The organism is Salinirubellus litoreus (genome assembly GCF_037335815.1).
Taxonomy (GTDB): domain Archaea; phylum Halobacteriota; class Halobacteria; order Halobacteriales; family Haloarculaceae; genus Salinirubellus; species Salinirubellus litoreus.
The window spans coordinates 2416986-2440203 of the sequence record NZ_CP147841.1 but is presented as its reverse complement, the minus strand read 5'-3'; the positions used below and the strand labels follow the sequence as shown (position 1 = coordinate 2440203).

At 69.3% G+C, this 23218-nt stretch carries 26 protein-coding genes and 1 pseudogene; 12 read left to right on the top strand and 15 right to left on the bottom strand.

All coding sequences use genetic code 11. The features are described 5' to 3' along the window. Positions 1 to 133: 133 nt before the first annotated feature. Positions 134 to 1732, bottom strand: coding sequence for a long-chain-fatty-acid--CoA ligase (locus WDJ58_RS12040; protein ID WP_338913497.1), 1599 nt, complete (start codon positions 1730 to 1732; stop codon positions 134 to 136). A gap of 128 nt (positions 1733 to 1860) precedes the next feature. On the opposite strand from WDJ58_RS12040, the gene WDJ58_RS12035 reads away from it, so the two are divergent. Continuing rightward, positions 1861 to 2160: a hypothetical protein gene (locus tag WDJ58_RS12035; RefSeq protein WP_338913495.1), complete on the top strand. Its 300-nt coding sequence runs from the start codon at positions 1861 to 1863 to the stop codon at positions 2158 to 2160. Positions 2161 to 2241: 81 nt separating this feature from the next. Here the strand turns inward: WDJ58_RS12035 and WDJ58_RS12030 are convergent. The 6 genes and pseudogenes from WDJ58_RS12030 to WDJ58_RS12005 all read right to left on the bottom strand — a co-directional run bounded on the left by WDJ58_RS12030 (position 2242) and on the right by WDJ58_RS12005 (position 8372). Beyond that, positions 2242 to 4105, bottom strand: a pseudogene (locus tag WDJ58_RS12030) (acetyl/propionyl/methylcrotonyl-CoA carboxylase subunit alpha). A 75-nt stretch (positions 4106 to 4180) separates the two neighbouring features. Further along, positions 4181 to 4426 (bottom strand): acc operon protein, encoded by a 246-nt coding sequence (locus WDJ58_RS12025; RefSeq protein ID WP_338913494.1) that lies wholly within the window; start codon positions 4424 to 4426, stop codon positions 4181 to 4183. A gap of 3 nt (positions 4427 to 4429) precedes the next feature. Beyond that, positions 4430 to 5980, bottom strand: coding sequence for an acyl-CoA carboxylase subunit beta (locus WDJ58_RS12020; RefSeq protein WP_338913493.1), 1551 nt, complete (start codon positions 5978 to 5980; stop codon positions 4430 to 4432). Between the two features lie 122 nt (positions 5981 to 6102). Continuing rightward, complete coding sequence (locus WDJ58_RS12015; RefSeq protein WP_338913491.1) at positions 6103 to 6510, bottom strand: response regulator; 408 nt, start codon at positions 6508 to 6510, stop codon at positions 6103 to 6105. A 78-nt stretch (positions 6511 to 6588) separates the two neighbouring features. Beyond that, on the bottom strand, positions 6589 to 7302 hold the full coding sequence (locus WDJ58_RS12010; RefSeq protein WP_338913489.1) for an SDR family oxidoreductase: 714 nt from the start codon (positions 7300 to 7302) through the stop codon (positions 6589 to 6591). 116 nt (positions 7303 to 7418) lie between these two features. After that, positions 7419 to 8372 (bottom strand): NADPH:quinone reductase, encoded by a 954-nt coding sequence (locus tag WDJ58_RS12005; protein WP_338913488.1) that lies wholly within the window; start codon positions 8370 to 8372, stop codon positions 7419 to 7421. A gap of 182 nt (positions 8373 to 8554) precedes the next feature. Here WDJ58_RS12005 and WDJ58_RS12000 point away from each other — a divergent pair, with 182 nt between their 5' ends. From WDJ58_RS12000 to sucD, 3 genes are all read left to right on the top strand, one after another. Further along, positions 8555 to 9244, top strand: a complete 690-nt coding sequence (locus WDJ58_RS12000; protein ID WP_338913487.1) for a glycerophosphodiester phosphodiesterase — start codon at positions 8555 to 8557, stop codon at positions 9242 to 9244. A gap of 135 nt (positions 9245 to 9379) precedes the next feature. After that, the gene (gene sucC / locus WDJ58_RS11995; protein ID WP_338913486.1) at positions 9380 to 10531 is read left to right on the top strand and encodes an ADP-forming succinate--CoA ligase subunit beta; all 1152 of its coding nucleotides are present in this window, start codon (positions 9380 to 9382) and stop codon (positions 10529 to 10531) included. Next, complete coding sequence (gene sucD / locus WDJ58_RS11990) at positions 10528 to 11397, top strand: succinate--CoA ligase subunit alpha (RefSeq protein ID WP_338913485.1); 870 nt, start codon at positions 10528 to 10530, stop codon at positions 11395 to 11397. Before sucC ends, sucD begins: the two co-directional genes overlap by 4 nt. 116 nt (positions 11398 to 11513) lie before the next feature. Here sucD and WDJ58_RS11985 read toward each other — a convergent pair whose 3' ends face one another. After that, on the bottom strand, positions 11514 to 12092 hold the full coding sequence (locus tag WDJ58_RS11985; RefSeq protein ID WP_338913483.1) for a hypothetical protein: 579 nt from the start codon (positions 12090 to 12092) through the stop codon (positions 11514 to 11516). 123 nt (positions 12093 to 12215) lie between these two features. Between WDJ58_RS11985 and WDJ58_RS11980 the strand changes: the two genes are divergently transcribed. Then, positions 12216 to 12665 (top strand): hypothetical protein, encoded by a 450-nt coding sequence (locus WDJ58_RS11980; protein ID WP_338913482.1) that lies wholly within the window; start codon positions 12216 to 12218, stop codon positions 12663 to 12665. A gap of 72 nt (positions 12666 to 12737) precedes the next feature. Next, on the top strand, positions 12738 to 13544 hold the full coding sequence (locus WDJ58_RS11975) for an SDR family NAD(P)-dependent oxidoreductase (RefSeq protein WP_338913480.1): 807 nt from the start codon (positions 12738 to 12740) through the stop codon (positions 13542 to 13544). A gap of 195 nt (positions 13545 to 13739) precedes the next feature. Here the strand turns inward: WDJ58_RS11975 and WDJ58_RS11970 are convergent, their stop codons facing one another. The 4 genes from WDJ58_RS11970 to WDJ58_RS11955 form a co-directional block, all read right to left on the bottom strand. Next, positions 13740 to 13874, bottom strand: a complete 135-nt coding sequence (locus WDJ58_RS11970; RefSeq protein ID WP_338913479.1) for a transporter — start codon at positions 13872 to 13874, stop codon at positions 13740 to 13742. Between the two features lie 60 nt (positions 13875 to 13934). Continuing rightward, positions 13935 to 14864, bottom strand: a complete 930-nt coding sequence (locus tag WDJ58_RS11965) for a DUF1028 domain-containing protein (protein WP_338913478.1) — start codon at positions 14862 to 14864, stop codon at positions 13935 to 13937. Between the two features lie 32 nt (positions 14865 to 14896). Further along, the gene (locus tag WDJ58_RS26345) at positions 14897 to 15295 is read right to left on the bottom strand and encodes a hypothetical protein (protein WP_417750562.1); all 399 of its coding nucleotides are present in this window, start codon (positions 15293 to 15295) and stop codon (positions 14897 to 14899) included. A gap of 385 nt (positions 15296 to 15680) precedes the next feature. After that, entirely contained in the window at positions 15681 to 16940 is a 1260-nt protein-coding gene (locus WDJ58_RS11955; RefSeq protein ID WP_338913476.1) for a M20 family metallopeptidase, read from the bottom strand. Positions 16941 to 17148: 208 nt separating this feature from the next. Here WDJ58_RS11955 and WDJ58_RS11950 point away from each other — a divergent pair, with 208 nt between their 5' ends. Next, complete coding sequence (locus WDJ58_RS11950) at positions 17149 to 17541, top strand: DUF7522 family protein (protein ID WP_338913475.1); 393 nt, start codon at positions 17149 to 17151, stop codon at positions 17539 to 17541. Between the two features lie 26 nt (positions 17542 to 17567). On the opposite strand, the gene WDJ58_RS11945 is transcribed toward WDJ58_RS11950, so the two are convergent. From WDJ58_RS11945 to WDJ58_RS11935, 3 genes are all read right to left on the bottom strand, one after another. Beyond that, on the bottom strand, positions 17568 to 18389 hold the full coding sequence (locus WDJ58_RS11945; protein ID WP_338913474.1) for a universal stress protein: 822 nt from the start codon (positions 18387 to 18389) through the stop codon (positions 17568 to 17570). Between the two features lie 161 nt (positions 18390 to 18550). Then, positions 18551 to 19144 (bottom strand): DsrE/DsrF/DrsH-like family protein, encoded by a 594-nt coding sequence (locus WDJ58_RS11940; protein ID WP_338913472.1) that lies wholly within the window; start codon positions 19142 to 19144, stop codon positions 18551 to 18553. A gap of 2 nt (positions 19145 to 19146) precedes the next feature. Continuing rightward, on the bottom strand, positions 19147 to 19392 hold the full coding sequence (locus WDJ58_RS11935; protein ID WP_338913470.1) for a sulfurtransferase TusA family protein: 246 nt from the start codon (positions 19390 to 19392) through the stop codon (positions 19147 to 19149). A 291-nt stretch (positions 19393 to 19683) separates the two neighbouring features. Here WDJ58_RS11935 and WDJ58_RS11930 point away from each other — a divergent pair, with 291 nt between their 5' ends. The 5 genes from WDJ58_RS11930 to WDJ58_RS11910 all read left to right on the top strand — a co-directional run bounded on the left by WDJ58_RS11930 (position 19684) and on the right by WDJ58_RS11910 (position 23217). Further along, positions 19684 to 20874 (top strand): MBL fold metallo-hydrolase, encoded by a 1191-nt coding sequence (locus tag WDJ58_RS11930; protein WP_338913468.1) that lies wholly within the window; start codon positions 19684 to 19686, stop codon positions 20872 to 20874. A gap of 1 nt (position 20875) precedes the next feature. Beyond that, positions 20876 to 21364, top strand: a complete 489-nt coding sequence (locus WDJ58_RS11925) for a YeeE/YedE family protein (RefSeq protein WP_338913466.1) — start codon at positions 20876 to 20878, stop codon at positions 21362 to 21364. Continuing rightward, a complete protein-coding gene (locus tag WDJ58_RS11920) occupies positions 21361 to 21828 on the top strand; it encodes a YeeE/YedE family protein (protein ID WP_338913464.1) in 468 nt (155 codons plus the stop codon). Before WDJ58_RS11925 ends, WDJ58_RS11920 begins: the two co-directional genes overlap by 4 nt. 205 nt (positions 21829 to 22033) lie before the next feature. Beyond that, positions 22034 to 22180, top strand: coding sequence for a DUF7512 family protein (locus WDJ58_RS11915; protein ID WP_338913463.1), 147 nt, complete (start codon positions 22034 to 22036; stop codon positions 22178 to 22180). A gap of 2 nt (positions 22181 to 22182) precedes the next feature. Then, a complete protein-coding gene (locus WDJ58_RS11910) occupies positions 22183 to 23217 on the top strand; it encodes a sulfite exporter TauE/SafE family protein (RefSeq protein WP_338913462.1) in 1035 nt (344 codons plus the stop codon). Position 23218: the final 1 nt, after the last annotated feature.

The window sequence follows — 23218 nt, the reverse complement described above, 5'->3', positions numbered from 1 at the left end:
GGCGGGTTCGGTGATCACCGGTAAATCGTTACGCACGACCGTATGAGGACTCGATCACGCGATCACGCCGCTCGGTGTCGGTACGGGTTCCGGTGTCCGGCCCCGCGCTCCTGCGCTCCGTTCTACCCCACGCTCACGTTACCTCGACACCCTCGGCCTCGCCGGCCTCGTCCCCCTCGCTCCGGAGCCGGAACTTCTGGACCTTCCCACTGGGATTTTTCGGCAACTCGTCGACGAAGTAGTACGCTCGCGGTCGCTTGAAGTCGGCCACGTCGTCGCTCGCACGCACGAACTCGTCGAGTTCCTCGGCGCTCGCGTCGCCCACGACGTAGGCGACGATGCGCTCGCCCCACTCCTCGTCGGGTTCGCCCACGACGGCGGCCTCGACGATAGCCTCGTGGTCGAACAGCACGTTCTCGACCTCGGTCGGGTAGACGTTCTCCCCGCCCGAGACGATCATGTCGTCCTTGCGGTCGACCACGTAGAGGTAGCCGTCCCCGTCGACGCGGCCGAGGTCGCCCGTGTAGTACCAGGTCCGCCCGTCGGCCTCGCGGAGCGACCGGGTGGTGGCGTCGGGTCGGTTCCAGTACTCGCGCATCGTACACGGTCCCGAGAACAGTATCTCGCCGATCTCCCCGCGCTCGACCGTGGCCGAGGGGTCGGCGTCCGGCTCGACGATCCGCATCTCGTGGTTCAGCGCCGGCAGGCCCGCGGAACCCTGCTTTTCGAGCTGTTCGTCGGGCGACTGGAACGTCCCGCAGGGACCGATCTCGGTCATGCCGTAGGCCTGGACGTAGTCCTCACAGAGGTGTTCCATGCAGTTTTCCAGTACCTGCGCGGGCATCGGGGCCGCGCCGTAGAAGCCCAGCCTGAGCGAGGAGACGTCGTGATCCGACTCGGCAGCCGTCCGGGCGACGGCGTTCCAGGCGGTGGGGGCCGCGAAGAACACCGACACCTCGTGTTCCTCGATGGCGTCGAGGACGCGTGCGGGGTCGAACTCGTGGTGGATGACGTTCGTCGCGCCGCGGTGGACCCGCGGGAAGAGGTTCGCGTGCAGTTCGGCACAGTGGTAGAGCGGGAGCGCCGACAGCCCGACGTCCTCCCGGGTGAGGTTCGACTCGGCGATACAGAGGAGGTCGTGTTCGACCATCGAGCGGTGCTCGTGGACGACACCCTTCGGCCGGCCCGTGGTCCCCGAGGTGTAGATGAACGCGTAGACGTCGTCCTCGGCGACGTCGGTGTCCGGGCGGACGGGATCACCCGATTCGAGTACCTCGTAGAACGGTCTCGCGTACTCGGGTCGCTCGCTCCCGTCCCCTTCCGGGTCCCCGACGAACAGGTACTCCTCGACGGAGTCGAGTTCGGGACGTGCGCCCCCGACGGCCTCGCGGGTGGCCGACTCGAAGACCACCACGCTGGAGCCGGCGTCCCCGACGATGAACTCGACCTCGCCCGCGGGGAGGCGGTAGTTGAGCGGGTTGAACACGGCACCCAGCTTCGCGCAGGCGTACACCGTCAGGACGATCTCCGAACCGTTCTGGAGCACCGTCGAGACCCGGTCGCCCTTCCCGACGCCGAGGTCGGCCAGCCCGCTCGCGAGCCGGTTCACCCGCTCGTCGAACTCGGCGTACGTCCAGCGCTGGTCGCGCCGGGGGTAGACGATGGCGTCCCGATCCGGGAACTTCGATGCAGTCTGTTCGAGGACGTCGCCGATAGTGAGGTGTGATCTCATACGTCGGGCTCGTGTCGTCCAGGCGGGACATAACTGTGTGGGCGGTGAGCGACCCGGCGTTCGAACACCGCTCGTGCGACGGTGGCCTCAACCGGGGTTTGAGGTAGTCGGGGGTCGTTCGGCTTCACATGGTCGACGAGCGATTCGGGAGACTCCACGAGCACCTCGCCGCGACCGCCGAACTCCCGCTCGACCGCGAGGCCACCAGGTGGGTTGCGGAGGCCGAAGCCGTCGCCGGGGACTGCCTCGACATCGACTCCGAGACGGTACGGCGGCGGCGGGTCGGCCACGTTCGGGACCTGCTCTCGAACGTCGACGCTACCGGACACCCCGAGGGTGACGAGCACGTCGAGACGGCGCGGGAACTCGCCGCGGAGCTGGTTCGTGAAGGGGAGGACGAGGCCGGGGACGGGAACGAACGGGCGTGACCGGGGCCGCCGGGGTGCGGTGAGGACGACGCCGGTGGCCGGCGGCGAACGTGCCCGAACCCGGCTACCGGTGCACGGAACTCACTCTAGGACGACCAGGACGTCCCCCTGGTTGACGCTCTGGCCCTCCTCGATGGCCACCTCCTTGACGGTCCCGCCGCGCTCGGAGACGACGTCGTTCTCCATCTTCATCGCCTCGAGCACGCAGATGACGTCGCCGGCCTCGACCGTGTCGCCCTCGCTGACGTCGACCGAGAGGATGGTCCCCTGCATCTCGGCGTCGATGGTCTCGCCCTCGACGGTCGCCCCGCCGGACGAGCCACCACCACCGCCCCCGCCGCCCCCGCCACCCGAGCGCCCGCCGCCCGAGGGCCGCCGACCGCCACTCGAACCGGATCCCGACCCGGAGGCGGCCGCCGCCAGCCCGCCGCGGTCCTCCAGGTTCACCTGGAACCGCTTGCCGTTCACCTCGACGGTGAACTCCCGCTCGACGACATCCTCGTCCTCGTCCTCGTCACTCGCGTCCTCGTCCGGACCCCACCGCTCCTGGGCCTCCTCGATCCGTTCGCGGTCGAGTTCCTCGTCGAGGTAGTTCGTGGTGTGCTCGCCGGCGACGAACCGCTCGTCGGTGAGCATCAGCCGGTGGAACGGGATGATCGTGGGGATGCCCTCGATCTCGTACTCGGAGAGCGCGCGCTTGGCGCGGGCGATGCACTCCTCACGGTCGCCACCGTAGACGATGAGTTTCGCGATCATCGAGTCGTAGTCGGTGACGAGCGTGTCCCCCCTGTCGGAGCGCGTCGTCCATCCGCACGCCGATGCCGCCGGGCGGATCGTAGGTCCGGAGCTTGCCGCCCGTGGCCGGCGAGAAGTCGTTCGCGGCGTTCTCGGCGTTGATGCGGAACTCCATCGCGTGGCCCTCGATCCCGACGTCGTCCTGCTCGAAGGCGAGCTCCTCGCCGGCGGCGATCCGGAGCTGCCACTTCACGATGTCGATCCCCGTGATCTCCTCGGTGACGCAGTGCTCGACCTGGATGCGGGTGTTCACCTCGAGGAAGTAGAAGTTCGCGTCCTGGCCCAGCGGGCCGTCCCGGTCGGAGTCCTCCTCGACGAGGAACTCGACGGTGCCCGCGTTGGTGTAGTCGGTGGCGGCTACCCCTCGGCGAGCGGCCTCGCCGATGCGCTCGCGGAGGTCGTCGTCGAGGGCGGGCGAGGGCCCCTCCTCGATGACCTTCTGATGGCGGCGCTGGAGCGAACAGTCGCGCTCGCCGAGGTGGCGGACGTTGCCGTGTCCGTCCGCGACGATCTGCACCTCGATGTGGCGCGGCCGTTCGAGGTAGCGTTCGAGGTAGACCGAGTCGTTGTCGAAGTAGGCCTCGCCCTCGCGTTTTGCGGCCTCGAGCTGTTCCTCGGCCTCGTCGGCGTCACGGACGACCTTCATCCCGCGACCGCCGCCGCCACCCTCGGCCTTGATGGCGACGGGGTAGCCGTTCTCCTCGCCGAACTCGAGGACCTCGTCGGTCTCGGTCACGGGGTCCGTGGTGCCGGGGACGATGGGGACGTCGGCATCCCGCATCGTCCGGCGGGCCTTGGTCTTCTCGCCGAGGCGCTCCATGGCGTCGCCCGAGGGGCCGACCCAGGTGATGCCGTCCTCGGCCTCGACCTTCCGGGCGAACTCCGCGTTCTCGGCGAGGAAGCCGTAGCCCGGGTGGATGGCGTCGGCGTCGGCCTTCCGCGCCGCCTCGATCACCGCCTCGTGGTCGAGGTAGGAGTCGGCGGCGCGGGCCGGGCCGACGTTGTACGCCTCGTCGGCGTACCGGACGTGGCCGGAGTGCTTGTCGGCCTCGCTGTACACCGCGACGGTGCCCACGTCGAGGTCCTCGCAGGCACGCATCACCCGAACCGCGATCTCGCCGCGGTTCGCGACGAGTACCTTGTCGAACATGCGTTACCCCGCAGGTGTCGCGTCGCCCATGTGAGTTTATCGGTGACCCCCCGTCCGACCGTCTCGGAAGTCGAGTCAGCGCATCCGGCGGGCCCGTCCGGACGCCGTCCAGGGGTCGCGGGGGGCGGCGAGCGGCACCCGTACCTCGCGGTGCTGGAGGTCGCCGATCCGACCGGCGAACGACCACTGCCGCTCGTTCCAGTCGTCCCCGTCCTCCTCGTCGGCCACGGCCAGCAGCTGTGCGCTGACGTGGGCGTTCAGGGCCGCCACGATGGCGGCCGCCTCGTCCTCGTCGGCGTCCTCGGGGAGTTCGATCTCCATGCGTCAGAGCGGGATGTTCCCGTGCTTGCGCGAGGGACCCTCCTTGCGCTTCGAGCGGAGCATGTGGAGGTCCTTCACGAGCCGTGCGCGGGTGTCCTTCGGCTCGATCACGTCGTCGACGAACCCCCGTTCGGCGGCGGTGTAGGGGTTCGCGAACGCGTCGCGGTACTCCTCGATCAGTTCCTCGCGGCGGGCCTCGACGTCCTCGGCCGTCTCGAGCTCGTCGTCGTAGAGGATGTTCACCGCCCCGCGGGGGCCCATCACGGCGATCTCGGCGGTGGGCCAGGCGTAGTTGACGTCCGCCTCCAGATGTTTCGAGGCCATCACGTCGTACGCCCCGCCGTAGGCCTTCCGCGTGATGACCGTCATCAGCGGGACCGTGGCCTCGCTGTAGGCGTACAGCAGTTTCGCGCCGTGCTTGATGATCCCCCCGTGCTCCTGGTCCGTTCCGGGCATGAACCCGGGGACGTCGACGAACGTGAGGATGGGGATGTTGAACGCGTCGCAGAAGCGGACGAACCGCGATCCCTTCAGCGAGGAGTCGATGTCCAGGGTACCGGCGTTGACGCGTGGCTGGTTGGCGACGACGCCGATGGCGTGGCCGTCGAGCCTCGCGAAGCCGGTGACGAGGTTCCTCGCGTAGCGCTCGGCGACCTCGAAGAACGAACCCTCGTCGACGATGGGCTCGATGACGTCGACGATGTCGTATGGCTTCTGGGGCAGGTCCGGGACGATTTCCTCGGCGGCCTCGGCCTCGCGCTCGGGGTCGTCCCACGGCTCGACCCGCGGGGGGTCCTCGACGTTGTTCTGCGGGAGGAAGGAGAGCAGGTAGCGGATGTCGTCGAGCGCCTCCTTTTCGGCGGCCGACGAGAAGTGCGCGACGCCGGACTCCCCGGTGTGAGTTCCCGCCCCGCCGAGCTCCTCGAAGCCGACCTCCTCGCCGGTGACCGTCTCGATGACGTCGGGGCCGGTGATGAACATGTGGCTCGTCTCCTCGACCATGAAGATGAAGTCCGTGATGGCGGGGGAGTAGACCGCTCCGCCCGCACAGGGACCCATGATGGCCGATATCTGGGGGACGACGCCGCTGGCCTTCTGGTTGCGGTGGAAGATGTCGGCGTAGCCGGCCAGCGAGTCGATCCCCTCCTGGATGCGCGCGCCCGCCGAGTCGTTCAGGCCGACGATGGGTGCGCCGGTCTCCAGAGCGCGGTCCATCACCTTGCAGACCTTCTGGGCGAACACCTCGCCGAGCGACCCGCCGAAGACGGTGAAGTCGTGGGCGAAGACGAAGACGGTGCGGCCGTCGACCTCGCCGTAGCCCGTGACGACGCCGTCGCCGGGCACCTTCCGCTCGTCCATGTCGAAGTTGGTCGAGCGGTGCTCGCGCAGCGCGTCGAACTCCACGAACGTGCCGTCGTCGAGGAAGTAGTCGATCCGCTCGCGGGCGGTCATCTTCCCGCGGTCGTGCTGGGCCTCGATGCGCTCCTCGCCGCCCCCTTTCTCGGCCTCCGCCTTCCGCTCGCGGAGCTCCTCGATCCTCTCGTCCATCGTCATGCGGACCACCGCCGGTGGCTCATCGACGGTGAGAGACGGGCCTCCGAAAAAGGGTTGTCGGGTCGCCGGCACTCACCGGCCGAATCGCCACCCGTCGCTACGGCCGCTCCCCTCGCCGACGCTCACTGGGGCGTTGCTCCGCGCGAGGTCTCGACGAGGCTCGCGATGTGCTCGCCCAGGATCTCGTACTGTCCCGCGTTCACGCCCTTCTGGACGTGAGCCGTGAGATCGGCTCCGAGCGCCGCCTCGTCGAGCTCGTCGGCCCCGCGCCCGGTGAAGAAGACGACGGGCAGATCGGGCCGTCCGCTCCGGACCCGGTCGAGGAACTCGGCACCGTCCATCCCGGGCATCACGTAGTCGGCCACGATACAGTCTACCTCGTCCAGCCGGTCGAGCGCCCGGTCGATCGACCGGACCGACTCGACGGTCAGCCCGTCGTGGTTGAGCTCGACGAGCTGGCCCGTCACCTCGAGGACGTCCGGCTCGTCGTCGACGTGGAGGACTCGGACCGCGTCCTGGGGACCACCCATGGACGTACATAGGAGTCCCTATTGATAAACGGCCCTCCCGTTACGGAGACGTAATCGCAAGCCTGCGGCGGGGTGAGGTCAGGACTCGCCGTAGACGGGGACGGCCGCCCCGCTCGTGACCCCGGCCTCCTCCGAGCAGAGGAACAGCACGACGTCGGCGATGTCGGCCGGGTCGACCCACGTCGAGTGATCCGAGTCGGGCATCATCTCGCGGTTCATCGGGGTGTCGATCACGCTCGGCATGATCGCGTTCGCCCGGACGCTCCCGAGGTTCTCCTCGGCGATCGTCTCGGTGAGGATCCGCACGCCGGCCTTCGAGGCGCGATAGATCCCGTCGCCCTCGCCCCCCTCCAGCGAGGATCGCGCGGAGACGGAGACGATCGCCCCGTCCGTCTCGCGGAGGTGCGGCACCGAGTGCTTCGAGGCGAGGAACATCGTCTTCAGGTTCAGATCCATGAGGAAGTCGAACGTATCCGCTTCCGTCTCGTCGATCGGATCTCCGCCGCGCCAGGTCCCCGCGACGTTACAGAGCGCGTCGAGCCGACCGTGCTCGTCGACCACCGTTTCGACTACCTCCTCGACGGTCGCCTCGTCGGTGAAGTCGCCCTGGTAGTAGTCTACGCGCGAGAGGTCGACGGCGACCTCGCCGTCCCCGTCCTCGGGGTCGACGATGTCGGCGGCGCAGACCGTCGCACCGGCCGCGTCGAACGCCTCGGCGACGGCACTCCCGAGCGCGCCCGCCGCACCAGTGACCAGCACCACCCGCCCGTCGAAGTCGTACTCGACCGTCATACCCGGAGGTGGGTCGGAGCGGAGATAAAGGCGGGGTCGGTCGACCGTGACCGGTTCACGCTGTCACGTGAGGAATCCCGTCGTGTGGGGACAGGACGCCCGGGATCGCGGGGATATCAGGGAGTGACGACGAGCTTCCCGAGGAACGACTCCGCCAGCACGTCGCGATGGGCGTCGGCCGTATCCGCGAGGTCGTACACCTCGGCAACTTCGGGGACGACGTCGCCAGCGGCCATGAGCGTCGCCAGCCGGGAGAGCACGGCACCGGTGTCCGGCGCGTTGAACATCGACATGATCTGGAAGCGGAGGTCCTTGAACTTCCCCGGGCCCATCGGGACGGGCGCGGTCGCCGCCTCGTTGCCGATGCCGACGATGGTCGCGCCGTGGGCGGCGACCTCGCCGTCGAGTTCGAAGTACTCGTCGGCCAGGGTGTCGAGGACGAGTTCGGGCGCGCCGGCGTCGGCGACGGCCTCCGCGAGGTCCTCGCGGTCGTAGTCGAGGACGGCGTCGGCACCGAGGTCGGCGAGGTGGCCGTGGTACGTGGGGGAGGCCGTGGTCGTGACGCGAGCGCCGGCGGCGGCCGCCAGCTGGACCGCGACGTGGCCCACGCCGCCGCTCCCCGAGTGGATCAGCACCCGCTCGCCGGGCTCGACGCCGCCGTGGTGGACGAGCGCCTGCCACGCGGTCACGCCGACGAGCGCGACCGCCGCCCCCTCCTCGAACCCACATCCCCCCGGGAGCGTCGCGGCCAGTCCCTCCGGGACGGTCACGTACTCCGCACAGGTCCCCTGCCTGTCGCGGCCGAGCCCGGTGGCGAACACGCGGTCGCCCGCCTCGAACGTCTCGACGCCCTCGCCGACCGCCTCGACCACCCCGGCGACGTCCGAGGCAGGGATCCACGGGAGTTCCGGCAGGGGGTACGCCCCCTCCCGGAAGTACGTGTCGACGGGGTTGACGCCCGCGGCCTCCACCCGAACGAGGAGCTCGTCGGGACCTGGCTCCGGCCGTGGGACGTCCTCGAACTGTAGTACCTCCGGACCGCCGTGTTCGTGATACCTGACGGCACGCATCGTCCGTGGCTCGCCGGGCCAGGACTTAACCCCCCCGGGACCCGGCAGGTCCGACCGACACGCGAGCCCCTCTCGGTCCCCGTGGCCGATCGCCGGCGGATCACAGATCGATCCACGGCGGTCGGTTCGCGGCTCGTTCGACCCGACGGGCTTATGACCCACAGACACCGAGCGTTCGGCGGATGCGACTCATCGCGGACCGGGGGTTCGGGGGGATGTATCCGGAGAACACGGTGCGTGCCGTAGAGGAGAGCGTCGCGCTCGCCGACGCCGTCGCGCTCGACGTCCGTCGGTGCGGATCGGGCGAACTCGTCGTCTGTCGGGACGACACGGTCGACCGCGTCACCGACGGCACCGGCCGCGTCTCGGACCTGACGCTGGCGGACCTCGCGGCGCTGGACGTGCTCGGGACGGGCGAGGGCGTCCCTCGCCTCGAAGCCGCGCTGGACGCCATCCCGCGGAGCGTGGGGGTGGTGCTCCGCCTCCGCGAGACGGACCTCGCCGCCGACGTCCTCCCCACGGTGTCGACGTTCCCCCTGCAGGTCGTCGTGGCGTCGGCGTTCCCCGGGGAGCTCGCGGCCGCACGGGCGGCCGATCCCGGGGTCCCCCGGGCGTTCTCCTTCGGGGAGGGCGCGGACCCGCTCGACGCCCTCTCGACCGCACGTGGCCTCGGCGCGACGTTCCTCCTCGCGCCGGTCTCGGCCTGCACCGAGCGGCTCGTCAACGACGCCCACCGGGTGGGGATGAGCGTCAACGCCTACCCGGTCGCGTCGAGGAGCGAGGCCGAGCGGCTCGACGAACTGGGCGTGGACGGCGTCGTCGCCGACCGCTGGGGCGTGCTCCCCTCCCCGTCGAACCACGAGCGCGGATAGGAGACGACCCCGTCCCGCGATCCACAGCCCGGGACCGAGCCGCGCCGTGCGACCGGGGGTGGCGCGGTGGTCGGTGGGGGCCCTCCCGGCGAACCGGCGGGATTTATGCGTCCCGGAGACCCGGTTTCGCGTGCTATGAAACTCCACGAGTACCAGGCGAAGGGCGTCTTCGCGGACGCCGGGGTTCCGACGCCGGCCTCGGAGCTCGCGGCGACCGTCGAGGAGGCCGTCGCCGCCGCCGAGACCGTCGGCTACCCCTGTGCCGTCAAGGCCCAGGTCCAGGTCGGCGGCCGCGGGAAGGCCGGCGGGATCGAACTCGTCGAGAACGAGGACGAGCTCCGCGAGGCGGCCGACCGCATCCTCGGGATGGACCTGAAGGGGCTCCACGTCGACCGCGTGCTCGTCGAGGAGGCCGTCGACTTCGAGGACGAGCTCTACGTCGGCGTGACGATGGACCGCGCCGAGGGCAAGCCGGTCGCGATGGTCTCCGAGCGCGGCGGCGTCGACATCGAGGCGGTCGCCGAGGAGGACCCCGACGCCATCGCCCGCGAACACGTCGACCCCGCCTTCGGACTCCACCCCTACCAGGCCCGACGCGCGGTGTTCGACGCCGGTATCGACCGCGACGTCGCCAACTCGGTCGCCTCCGTCCTCACCACGCTCTACGACCTCTGGGACGACAAGGACGGCACGGACGCCGAGATCAACCCCCTGATGGTCACTAGCGACCGTGAAGTCATCGCGGCCGACGCCGTGATGAACGTCGACGACGACGCGCTGTTCCGCCACCCCGACCTCCAGGAGATGGAAGAGGAGAGCGCGGCCGGCGGCGACGAACTCGAACGCAAGGCCGACGAGTACGGCTTCGACTACGTCCGTCTCGACGGCAACGTCGGCATCATCGGCAACGGTGCCGGCCTCGTCATGACGACGCTCGACCTCGTGGACTACTACGGCGGGAGCCCCGCGAACTTCCTCGACATCGGCGGCGGCGCGAAGGCCGAACGGGTGACGAACGCCCTGGACATGGTGTTCTCCGACGAGAACGTCCGGGCGGTCGTCTTCAACATCTTCGGGGGGATCACCCGCGGCGACGAGGTCGCCAGGGGGATCAACGAGGCCCTCGAAGGGTTCGACGAGATCCCCAAGCCCGTCGTCGTCCGGCTGGCGGGGACGAACGCCGAGGAGGGGATGGAGATCCTGAACGCCGACCTCGTGGAGGTCGAGAAGACCCTGGAGGCGGCCGTCCAGCGTGCGGTCGAGCGGGCCGAGGAGGTGGACCAATGAGTATTCTCGTCGACGACGACACCCGTGTAGTGGTGCAGGGCATCACCGGCGGTGAGGGGAAGTTCCACACCGAGCAGATGATCGAGTACGGGACGAACGTCGTCGCCGGCTCGGTCCCCGGTCGGGGCGGCGAGGAGGTCGCCGGCGTCCCCGTCTACGACACGGTCCGCCAGGCGGTCCGCGAGGAGGACGCGGACGCCAGCGTCGTGTTCGTCCCGCCGGCGTTCGCCGGCGACGCCGTCTTCGAGGCGCTCGACTCCCCGCTCGACCTCGTCGTCGCCATCACCGAGGGGATCCCCCAGCAGGACATGGCGCGGGTGTACAAGCGCCTCGGCGAGACCGACACCCACCTGATCGGGCCGAACTGTCCCGGGCTCATCACCCCCGGTGAGGCGAAGCTCGGTATCCTCCCGGGCAACATCTTCGCCGACGGCGACGTCGGCCTCGTCTCCCGGTCGGGGACGCTCACCTACCAGGTCGTCGACAGCCTGACCCAGCGGGGGATCGGCCAGACGACCGCCGTCGGGATCGGCGGCGACCCGATCATCGGGTCAGACTTCGTGGACGTGCTCGAGATGTTCGAGGACGATACGGAGACGAAGGCGATCGTCATGTGCGGCGAGATCGGCGGCGAGGACGAGGAGGAAGCGGCGAGATACATCGGCGAGTACATGGACACGCCCGTCGCGGGGTTCATCGCCGGCCGGACCGCACCCCCCGGAAAGCGGATGGGCCACGCCGGGGCCATCGTTTCGGGCTCCGGAACCGGCACCGCCCAGTCGAAGATCGACGCGCTCAACGACGCCGGCGTCCCCGTGGGCGACACGCCGGAGGAGGTCGTCGAGCACGTCGAGGACTTCCTGTAGCGGCCACAGTACTCCACCCGTTCCTCTTTCCGTCTCCCTCTCCTCCGTTGCTCCTCGATCGAGCGCCGCCCGCAGTCACAGGCCCCGGTTTCGGACGGGCCGCTCGACGGGACGGTCTACCCGCGCTCGGAGGTTCCCGAACCCGCGCGGAACGACTCGCACCCGACGGAGAGCCCCGGCCCCACGTCGTGTATCTCAACGTCGAACGCGTTCAGCGAGTCGTCATCGCCGCAGGCGGCGGTCGCCCACAGGTAGACCCCGTCGGTCCCGGTGACGACGACGAACAACGAGGCGCTCCGCGGGGGGGAGTCGAACGTCGAGGAGACCGACGAACGGGGGCCGATCCCGCGGTAGACCCGGGTGTCGAGCGGGTCGACCCCGAGCGGCTCGGCGTCGTGGAGGGTGGTTCCGTCGACGGGTGGCCCGTACAGTCCGACACCCTGGACAGCGGAGAGGTTCCCGATCTCGGTGGTCGACCCGTTGGCGAACGTCACCCGGGCTCGGTCGGCCGGCCGCGGGAGCAGGAGCACCACCGCGTCGTAGGTCGCGCTGGCGCCGTTCGTGAACGAGACCTCGACGTCCGGCGGAGGTTCGGGCGATGCGGTGGGCGTCCCCCCGGGGGCGAGCGAGCATCCGGCGAGGAGGACGAGCGAGGCCGCGAGGAGCGCGGCGACGAGCGGTGAGCGAGTGGACACGAGTGGATCTGGGGCCGTCACTCCAAGAACGCGACGAACCCGGCCGGCGACGCCGCACCGGCAGGTCGTCCCGCCCCCGCACGAAGCGGCCACCTTCAAGTGTCGGCGGGTCGATCTCCCTACATGGCAACGAACGGCATCGCACGGAAGCTCGTGGTCGTCGCCGCCGCGCTGGGGGCGATACTGCTCGTCCTCCGCGCGGTCGGCGGACGGGGCGGCGATGGGATCGACGAGGATGGCATCGACCGCGTCGACACCGGCCGCTCGGACGAGGACGACGACAGCGAGGGCGGCCCGGTCGATACGGGCCTCGAACGGGTCAGCACCGACGACACGGACGAGGGCGAGGACACGCTCGGCACGACCGACACGGTCGGGACCTCCGACGACCCCGACGCGGGAGGGGTCGAGACGGAGTCGAGTGTGGACGGACTCGAGACCGACGAGGAGGACGAGGAGGTCGCCGTCGAGCCGACCGCCGGCCGGTTCGACGACCTCGACGTGTTCGACATCATCTCCATCGTGAGCGCGGGGTTCGAGGCCGCACGGGAGGAGTACCGGAGCCGGACCTGAGTACGGACCGCCCTTTTTCGCCGCTCGGTCGCCACCGACAGAGGCTTGTGACTCCCGTCCGGGTAGTTCCCCATGCCCGACCTCCACACTCCCGACTTCGGCGTCGAGGGGAAGACCGCCATCGTGACCGGCTCTAGCCAGGGTATCGGCCGGTCCGTCGCGGAGACGCTCGCCGCGAGCGGCGCGGACGTCGTCGTCTGCTCGCGCTCCCAGGAGCGCGTCGACGAGGTGGCCCAGGCGATCGAGTCGAGCGACGCGCCCGGCCGGGCGCTCGCCGTCGAGTGCAACGTCCGCGAGCGCGAGGAGGTAGAAGCGCTCGTCGCGGCGACCGTCGAGGAGTTCGGGGGGGTCGACATCCTCGTGAACAACGCCGGTGGGGAGTTCGTCGCCGCCTTCGAGGACATCTCGCCGAACGGCTGGAACGCCATCGTCGATCTGAACCTCAACGGGACCTTCCACTGCACGCAGGTCGCGGGCGAGACGATGCGGGAGGGCGACGGCGGCTGCATCGTGAACATGGCGAGCGTGAACGGCCAGCACGCCGCGCCGGGCGAGAGCCACTACGGGGCCTCGAAGGCGGCGATAATCCGCCTGACCGAGACGCTCGCCGTCGAGTGGGCCGAACACGACATCCGCGTCAACTGCGTCGCTCCGGGACTCATCCAGACGCCCGGGGTCGCAGAGACACTGGGTATCGACGCCGAGCAGATGCCGCCGCGCGAGCAGGTCGACCGCCGCATCGGCCACGGCGAGGACATCGCCGACGTGGTCCAGTTCCTCGCCTCGCCCGCGGCCGCGTTCGTCAACGGCGAAACCTACACCGTCAAGGGCGTCCCGCGGGCGGGCAACTCGATGAGTTCCGACCTCGGACTGGAGTAGCCCCGCGAGTCCCACTGGGCGCGCCGTGACCGACCTCCCGGCCCCGACACCGGCGGATCGATCGTCGAGCGTTTCGGTTCCCCGGGACGATCAGGTGTCGTGCTCCTGTGGACGTCGCTGTCCTCCCCGACTGCGGCCGTTCCGGGAACGCGGCGGTGATCGCCGCGCCTCGCCGTGCCGCGTCGCAGCCGCGCGCTACGAGCCACCCACGAGCTTGAGGGCGGCACCGATCAGGATGGTGACGATGCCGATGATGGTGGCTATCGGCGGGATCGGAATGAACAGGAAGACGACGCCGATCAGGATCACGATCGTGGACTTGCTTACCATGTCGGGTACCGGGTCGCCCGGGGACTTATGTCTGGGGCCGGCAGGCGAAGGAGCGCCCGGCTACACCCGGTCGAGCCGCGAGAGCCCGTTCCAGATGGCGTCGACCATCCGGTCCTCGCCCGCGCCGCTGGCCTCGTCCCACCCCCGGGCCAGCGCGTCCTCCAGGGTGGGCACGGAGTGGTTCTCGAAGTTGTTCACCCCCCGGAACGATTCGAGGGCCTCGTGCCCGGCCGCCCCGAACTCTTCCCGGGGAGTGCCCTCGTAGAACCCGAGTCCGGCGAGCGTTTCGAGGACTGCCTCGGCCGTCTCGCCCGAGAGCGAGCGCGTCTCCTCGGGCTCTACCCGCTCCAGGAGGGTCACGTCGTAGAGCTTGAACACCCGTTCGAGTTCCTCGATGGGCGAGTCGTGGTCGTCGACGCGGACGTCGACCCACCGGTCGTTGCCGCCGTCGTACCCGCCCCCGGCTTTGGCGATGTACATCGCCGCACCCTGCTCGCCGCGGGAGTCACCCCCCACGTCGTTCCCGGCGTGGAGCGCCGCGAGCAGTCGCTCGGGGAGACCCGCCGCTGTCGACTCGTAGGCCTCCGCCATCGCCGCTAGCGTCTCCTCGTTCTCCAGGATGTTCCCCTGGACGGTGTAGGTCTCCCCCTGGAGGTCACCCGCGACGTCGAAGCACTCCTCGCCGGTGAACGCCGCGACGCTCCCGTCCCGCCCCACGACACCGATCTGGCGGGTCTCGGCCTCCTCGTCGGCCGACGTGAGTGCCTCGATCGTCTCGGCGGCGGTCCTGCCCTCGCGGAGCAGGTCCAGTCCGTCGGGACCGTACGCGACGTTGGCGAACGACTGCGTGGCGACGGCCCCGGCGTCGGCGCTCGCGAACGGGACCACCGAGCCGACGGCGACGAACTTCGACTGGACGGCGATACCCACCGCCTCGTTCTCGGGGTCGCGAGCGACGATGGAGAAGGTGCTCGTTCGGGGTGGCGACATACCCGTCGCTCGAACGGGCCCGGCAAAAGCGTTCAGTCCCCCAAGGAGGGATCGCCGTCCCTGGTTTTTCGCCCGGTGAGCGGCTGCTTGCTCGCCAGTTCACAGTCGAACACCGGGTGTTCGGCGAAGTGGTGGACGAGCGTGTGCCGGCGGCTACCGGTCAGGCCGTCGCCGGCGACGTCCGGCGCGGTGAACTCCCGGGGGAGGCCCTCGTAGAGCCGACGGAGCGCGGCGAACGAGTCGAACACCTTGCGGTGACCGTCCGACTCCGCGCCGCGCCGGGAGACGACGTACGAGCCGTCGGCGCGGTGCTCGCCGACCGTCCGCAGGAACTCCCGACGGCCGGCTATCGCCTCGCCGAGCGCCGAGCGCAGTTCGACCGCGGTATCCCGGTCGAGACGGTGGGTCTCCCCGCCGAGCGTGAGGAACAGGTCGTCCCCGTCGGTCTCGACGCGCGGGCTCCCCGACTCGCCCTCCGTGCGTTGACCGGGGCTACACGGAGCGGAGAATTTCTCGACCAGCCGCCGAGTGGCGGCTTACCCTATCCTCCCGGGTCGTCGGCGTGTCGGGCGACATGACCGGTCGTTGCGCCGGATCTCACCTGAACCATGCGGTCCGACAGACCGGCCTGTCGGATCGGATTACGTTCACGGAACCCTCGAACCGTTCACGCGGATGGCGCGAACGGGACTACCCAGCCGAGTTCGGCGGACGACGGTGACCACCTCCGCGTCGAGCGACGGGGGCCGGCGACCGGGTCGAGGGCGGTCTGGGGGTCACGGTCGGCCCCCCGGTGTCACTCGCGGAGGGTGTCGGTCACTCGACCGCCGCGGCGTAGGCGTACGGGACCCGCGCGTAGGTGAGCGCGTTCCCGACGAGCGCCTCGACGGTCGTGTACTCGTCGACGGCGTGGACCGTGTCGGTCCCGAGCGCGAACTCCACGGTCGGGATGCCGGCGTTCCGGAGCGCCTTCGCGTCGCCGCCGCCCGTCGCGCTCCGCCGGTAGACCCGCTCGCCGGTCACGTCCCCGGCGACCGACGCGACGGCCTCGACCAGCGGGCTGTCGAGCGGCTCGGCGGTGCCGACGCTCCAGGAGACGTCCGCCAGCGTGACGCCCTCACAGCCCGCGACGCACTCGCGGATGTCGGCGAGCACGGCGGGCGTGTCGATCCCCGCCGTCAGGCGGACGTCGACCTCCGCGCGGGCGGCCTGCGGGACGCTGTTGACGGCCTCGCCGCCCTCGAACCGGCCGAGGTTGATGGTCGGGTACTCGAACAGCTCCCGGGCCGTCGCCTCGCCCATCGATGGGGCGTAGTACGCGACCGACTCCTCGACGACCGGCTTCAGGGCGGGGTCGAGGGCCAGGGGTCGGGACCCGAAGCGCTCCCGTAGCCGAGTGACGGCGTCGTAGAGCCGGTCGACGGCGTTGACGCCGAGCATCGGCCTCGACCCGTGAGCGGCGCGCCCGCGAGCCTCGAGGGTGAGCCAGATGCTTCCCCGGTCTGCGACAGTCACCGAGTGGCGACCCGCCTCGCAGGTCGGTTCGCCGATGACGCACGCCTCGGCCGCGATCCGGTCGGCATCGAGGAGCGCCGGTAGCCCCGCGTCGCCACCGACCTCCTCGTCGCTTACGAGGACGAACAGGAGCGTGACCGGCGGCGTCGTCCCGGTCTCGACGTACGCGCGGGCCGTCTCGAGCATCGAGGCGATCGCTCCCTTCATGTCCGTCGCCCCGCGTCCGTAGAGCCGATCGCCGCCGCGCTCGCCCAGCGGGTCGTGGCTCCACTCGTCGGCGGCGAACGGGACCGTGTCGACGTGGCCGTTGAGACAGAGGGTGTGCTCGCCACGGCCGGGTAGCGTCGCGAGGAGGTTCGGCTTCGCCGGATCGACCGCGTACCGTTCGGTCGCGATGTCGAGTTCGGCGAACCCCGCCTCGAGCCAGTCGACGACCTCCCGTGTCCGTCCGGGTGGGTTCGTCGTGTCGAACCCGAGGAGCTCCAGCGTGACCTCGACCAGGCGCTCCTCCCCGTCGCGCAGGAACTCCACCGGTGGGGATGGTGGCGTGCCGATAGACATTTCGCGATCTACACCCCCCGGGTGCATGTCCCTCCCGGTGAGTCCCGGAAGGCGGGAACAATCACCTTCTTTGATACGTTCGGCCACCCACTGGCAGGAGAGCGACTCGCTGTACGGTTCGGGGACGCCGGACGAGGGAGACGACAGCGATCCCGGTGTGTGAGAACCGGTATCGGGGTATCTGTGTCACCCTCACCCACTCTCGACCATGCTGACACGATCGCTCCCTGACGGGCTCGGAGAGGAACTGGTCAGTGCGGCCCGGACGGCCGTGGGCGACGAGCTACGGAGTGTCACCCTCTTCACCGACGACGACGTCGAACAGGTGTACCTCCGGGGGGACCTCGAGGCCGACGCCGACCTGGTCGGGTTCGCGGAGACCGAACGCCTGGGGTTCCGCTCGCGAACGGACTACCGGGATAACGAGCTCGGTCCGTACCGGTTCACCATCCGGGTGTTCGACGAGGGGTACCTCACGCGCGTCATAGTCGACGACCGCGGCGTGTTCGTGACGACCGACCCGATGGCCCGGGACCGCTTCGACGAACTCGCGACCGCGTTGCGGGAGACCCTGGCCGGGTTCGAGGCGGAGAGGGCGTAACCCCGACGAGCGGTCCGGGCAGCGGTTCACCCCGCGATAGTGACCGGCCGATCGAGCGAGAGGATCACGTCGGTCGTGATGCTTCCCATGAGCACCTTCTGGATCCCGGAGCGCCGCCGCCCCCCGACGACGACGCCGTCGACGTCGAGGTCCTCCGCGTAGTCGACGATCTTCCGCGATATCTCCCCCCCGACGCCGACGCGATCGACCGTCACGTCCCGTTCCTCGAGGTACTCGGCGGCGGCGACCGCCGCGTCGACCTCCTCGAACTCGTGGGGGGGTGCGCCCGCGTAGTCCTGGTGACGGAAGACGTAGAGGACCGTCACATCGACGTCCTCGGCGATGCCGGGGAGCCCGGCGACGTACGCCGCCTGGTGGCGTGCGCGCTCCTCGCCGGCGTCGACCGGGACGAGCAGCCGGTCGATACTGTCCCCGAGCGTGACGTCCTCGCCCGTGACCGTGACCGGTCGCTCGGCCGAGAGCATCACGTCCTGGGTCGTGCTCCCGAGGAGCACCTTCTGGACGCCCGAGCGCTTCCGTCCCCCGACGACGATCTCGTCGGCATCCAGTTCGTCGGCGACTTCGAGTATCCGCTCGGCGACCTCCCCTCGCTCGATCCGGCGCGTCACCGGGACGTCCCGCTCCTCGAGGTACGCCGCGGCACCGACGGCGGCATCGACTTCCGAGAACGCGGCCGCGTCGTCGTCGGGGCCCCTCCCACGCGGATACACGTAGAGGACGGTCGCCTCGACCGTCTCCGGGGCGTCGTGGAACCGGGACACACACGCCGCCTGGTGACGCGCGCGCCCCTCGTCACGGTCGATCGGGACGAGTACGCTGTATGCCATACTGTGCCATCGTTCGTGATAAACTATAACTCCCGGGGGTTACCGACGGGTGAGAACTGCCGACGTATCGATGCGGTGGCGATAGCGGTCGCCCGTCGATCGTAGGCAGGTGCGGCGTCGATACCGTAGAGGTGATCGCGAGAACGAAGAACTGCGGACCGTCAGATCATCAGCTGGACGTCGGCGTCGGCCATTCGCTGGAGAGCGGTCGCCGCGCCGACACCCGTCGTGACCCCCTCGAAGAAGTCGCCCTCGTCGTAGTCCATCAGCTCCATCGTCATCTGGCAGGCCTGGAGGTCGACGCCCTGGTCGAGCGAGACGTCGATCAGCTCCTCGATGGAGGCGGTCCCGTTGTCGGCGATGCGCTTTCGCATCATCCGCGTCGCCAGGCCGTCCATCCCCGGGAGCGCGGCGACGGCGTTCGGCATCGGCATACTGGGATTGCCGACCGCGCTCAGCTTGAGGTCGCGAGAGCGCTCCTCGTGGAGGACGTCGAGCCCCCAGAAGGTGTAGAACACGGTGACGTCCCAGTCGAACGCGGCGGCCGTGCTCGCCAGTATCAGCGGCGGGTAGGCCATGTCGAGCGTGCCCTTCGTCGCGACGATCACCATCGACTTGCCGTCGTCGGCCGTCTCGGCTTCGAGGTCCGCGACCCGCTCCTGGAGCGCCTCGACCTGCGCCCGTAGTTCGGCGGCGTCGCCCGCCTCGCCGTCGGAACCAGCGTCGGTTTCGCCGCCCTGCGCGTCGGTGCTCATCGTCACTCGGTCCTCCGGACGTAGTGTCTGAACACGTCCCCGTCCTCGTGCTGGTCCAGGAGCTCGACCCTGGGAGTCGAGTCGGCCCAGCCCGCGATGTCACTCATGCTCCCGGAGTCGGTCGCCAGCACCTCCAGTACCTCCCCGGCGTCGAGGTCGTCGATCGCCTGCTTGGTCTTCACGACCGGCATCGGGCAGTTCAGTCCCTTCACGTCGAGCGTCTCCGTGGCGTCTATCTCCGTGCTCATTGTGGATCAGTCCTGTTCCGTATTGGACTCGAGATGCAATATTGCCTGGGCCGTAAAAAGTCCTTCGATTAGTGCACAAGAAACGCAATAGTACTCGATCGGTTCCGCTGCCCTACCGTCGACGGTGCACCTCGAATACGCGCCCTATTGAGCCCTCGGATCGTACTTCAGCAGTCCTGAATCCCTCGGGCTGCGGGAGCCTTACCGGCGATCCGGGAAGTCAGTATTGTGTATATGATGACTTTCTATGCAAACGCTTATGTCGCCCCGTCCGTTACCGGCTGGTGAAGCATGAGTGAAACAGAGTTCCCGGAACCGGACGAGACTGTCGAAGCCGTCGTGCCAGAGACGCTCAAGGCCTGGATCGACGACGGGGACGACGTGGCTATCCTCGACGTGCGCGCGGAGGGCGAGTACGCCGAGTGGCGGATCGAGGGGGAGGGAGTCGAGATCGTCAACGCCCCCTACTACGAGCTACTCGAGGGAGTCGAGGCCGAACACCTCGACGCGCTACCTGAGAGCGCGGACCACCCGCTGGTCGCCGTGTGTGCGAAGGGCGGGGCGAGCGAGTACGTCGCCGGGCTCCTGAAGCGAGAGGGCGTCGACGCCGTCAACCTCGAGCGCGGGATGAACGGCTGGGCGGGTATCTACGAGTACCACGAGATCGACGCCGAGACGGACGCGACGGTCGCGCAGTACCAGCGCCCCTCCAGCGGGTGTCTCTCGTACCTGATCGTCTCGGGCGACCGAGCGGCGGTCGTCGACCCGCTCCGAGCGTTCGCCGACGAGTACGTCAAGGACGCGAAGGCGATGGGCGCGGATCTCGTCTACGCGTTCGACACGCACGTCCACGCGGACCACGTCTCGGGCGTGCGCGAACTCGACGCCCGGGGAGTCGAGGGTGTCATTCCGGCGGCGGCCGTCGATCGCGGGGTCACGTACGCCGACGAGATGACGACCGCCGAGGACGGCGAGGTCTTCGAGGTCGGCGACGTGGAGATCGAGGTCGTCCACACGCCCGGACACACCTCCGGGATGACCTCCTACCTCGTCGGCGACGCGGTCCTCCTGACCGGCGACGGGCTGTTCGCGGAGAGCGTCGCCCGGCCGGACCTCGAGGAAGGGGCCGACGGCGCACCCGAGGCGGCCCGGACCCTCTACCGGTCGCTCCAGGAGCGCGTGCTCTCGCTCGACGAGGACGTGGTCGTCGGAGGGGCGCACTTCAGCGACGCCGCCGAACCCGCCGCGGACGGCACCTACACGGCGACCATCGGCGACCTGACCGAGCGGATGGACGCGCTCTCGATGGACGAGGACGAGTTCGTCGACCTGGTGCTCGCGGACATGCCGCCCCGTCCCGCCAACTACGAGGAGATTATCGGGATCAACCTCGGTCAGGAGGACGCCGACGACGAGGAGGCGTTCGAGCTCGAACTCGGGCCGAACAACTGCGCCGCCAGCCAGGACGCGCTGACGCACTGAGATGGCCGGAGTAGTAGAACTGCTCGCCCCGTTCTTCCCGAACGGCGTCCTCCAGTACGCCGTCGGCGGGCTGTTCGTGGGCCTCGGCGTAGTCCTGATCTACGCCGGGACCGGCATCAGCGCCGGTGCGAGCACGTTCCTCGAGTCGACGCTGTCGTACGTCTCGGAACTCCCGCGGTTCAACCGGTCCGACTACCTCGCCTCGCGGGACTGGCGGGTCGTGTTCACCGTCGGCATCGTCGCCGGCGCGGCCGTCTACGCGCTCACGATCGGCCCCGGCGGCTGGACCACGGAGGTACAGTGGTGGCGACTGCTCGGTGGGGGTATCCTCGTCGGCGTCGGCACGCGGCTCGGCAAGGGGTGTACCTCGGGCCACGGCGTCTGCGGCGTCGGCTCCGGGTCGAAGACCTCGATCGTGAACGTCGTGACGTTCATGGCCGTCGCCATCGGAACCGCCCAGCTGGTACAGGCGCTGGGGGTGGTACCGTGAGCTTCGGCGAGGATCGACACCCGCTGTTCGTGCCGCTCGTCCTCGTCGGGGGACTGGTGTTCGGCTTCGGCCTCGGGTACAGCCACATGGCCCGACCCGAGGTCGTCCTCGGCTTCCTCCAGTTCGACGACCTCGGGCTGCTGTTCGTGATGGGCGGGGCGGCCGTCGTGTCGGGTATCGGGTTCGCGGTCGTCCCGCGGCTACGCAATCGCGCACCCCTGACGGGTGACGTCTACCAGCGCCGGCTCAAGTCGTTCGACCGGAACGTGCTGGTCGGCGGTGCCGTCTTCGGTGCCGGCTGGGGGCTCTCGGGAATCTGTCCCGGCGCGGCGTACGCGAGCCTCGGGATCGGCAACTGGCCCATCCTCTGGGCGATAGCCGGGATGTTTCTCGGCGCGTACGCACAGGGCTACTGGCGCTCGCTCCGCGAGGAGTCGGGTACCGACGCCGTCACGGCGGACTGACCCCCTCTTCTCACCGGAGCCGCCGAAGCGTGTTCCCTTGGTCTCGTAACTTACGGAGATATATCGGTACCACACTGGTATCCGGGAGCGATATAGTATTGTATGGAAGGTCCAAAACCGTTAAGTCCCGCTAACGGGTAGGGAACAACGAGCAGAAAAGCATGAATTGCACACAACCCGGTTTGGGCGGTGTAGGTGAGAGCGCATGTTCGGCATAGAGACCCTCTCGGGGAACGCGCAGGCGGCGGCGCTCATCGGCGTCGTCCTCGTCGAGGCGATCGTCCTCCACGTCGGCTACTCGATGCTGACCCGGATAGCCGCGCCCCGATTCAGGAGGTTCCTGGAGGCGTGACGATGGAGATACTGGGCGTGGGGCTCACGATGATAGCACTGTTCGTCGGGTTCGGCCTGCTCATCGGGATCCTCTTCGGGTTCTTCGGGATGGGCGGGTCGTTCCTCGTGACGCCGGCGCTGCTGGTGATGGGGTACCCCTCGCGGGTCGCGGTCGGGAGTGGGCTCGCGTTCGTGTTCGGGACCTCCGTGATCGCCACGATCAAACACCGCGACCTGGGGCAGGTGGACTACAAACTCGGCGTCTCGATGATAGTCGGGACGACCCTCGGCATCGAGGTCGGCAAGGAGATCGTCCTCCACCTCGAGGAGCTCGGTCTGGCCGGGGGGATAATCAGCGTCACGTACGTCTTCCTCCTCGGGGGAATCGGCGCGTTCGTCACCTACGAGGCGCTGAAGGGTGGCGGTGGGGGGATGAGCCACGACGTCGACGAGAACGCGGAAACCGATACCGACGACATTCCCGAGATCGCCAAGAAGATCCAGTCCTACCGCGTGCCGCCGATGCTCTCCCTCCGTGGGGGCGTACAGGTGTCGCTGTGGGTGGTGCTGGCGGTCGCGTTCGTGACCGGGCTCCTCTCGGGGTTCCTGGGGGTCGGCGGCGGGTTCATCCGGATGCCCGCGCTGTTCTACCTCATCGGGGTCCCGGTCCCCGTCGCCGTCGGGACCGACCTCTTCGAGATCGTCTTCTCGGGAGGGATCGGATCGTTCCTCTACGCCCAGTCGGGCGGGGTCGACCTGAGCATCGTCGTCCCGCTCCTCGCGGGCAGCGCGCTGGGTGCACAGCTCGGGTCGGCCGCGACGAGCATCGTCGACGAGGAGGGGATCAAGATCTACTTCGGCCTGATGCTCCTCGGCGGGGCGGTCGCGGTCGCCTTCCGGCAGGTCGGCGAATCGTTCGGGATCCCGGTGCTGAACACAGTCAGCTTCGTCCTCATCATCGGTGCGGCGCTGCTGGTGAGCGGGGCGGTGGTGTACAGCAGCCTGGTAGCCATCCGCCGAGAGGACGCCGGGCAGGCCGGCATGGGAGCCGACTGAC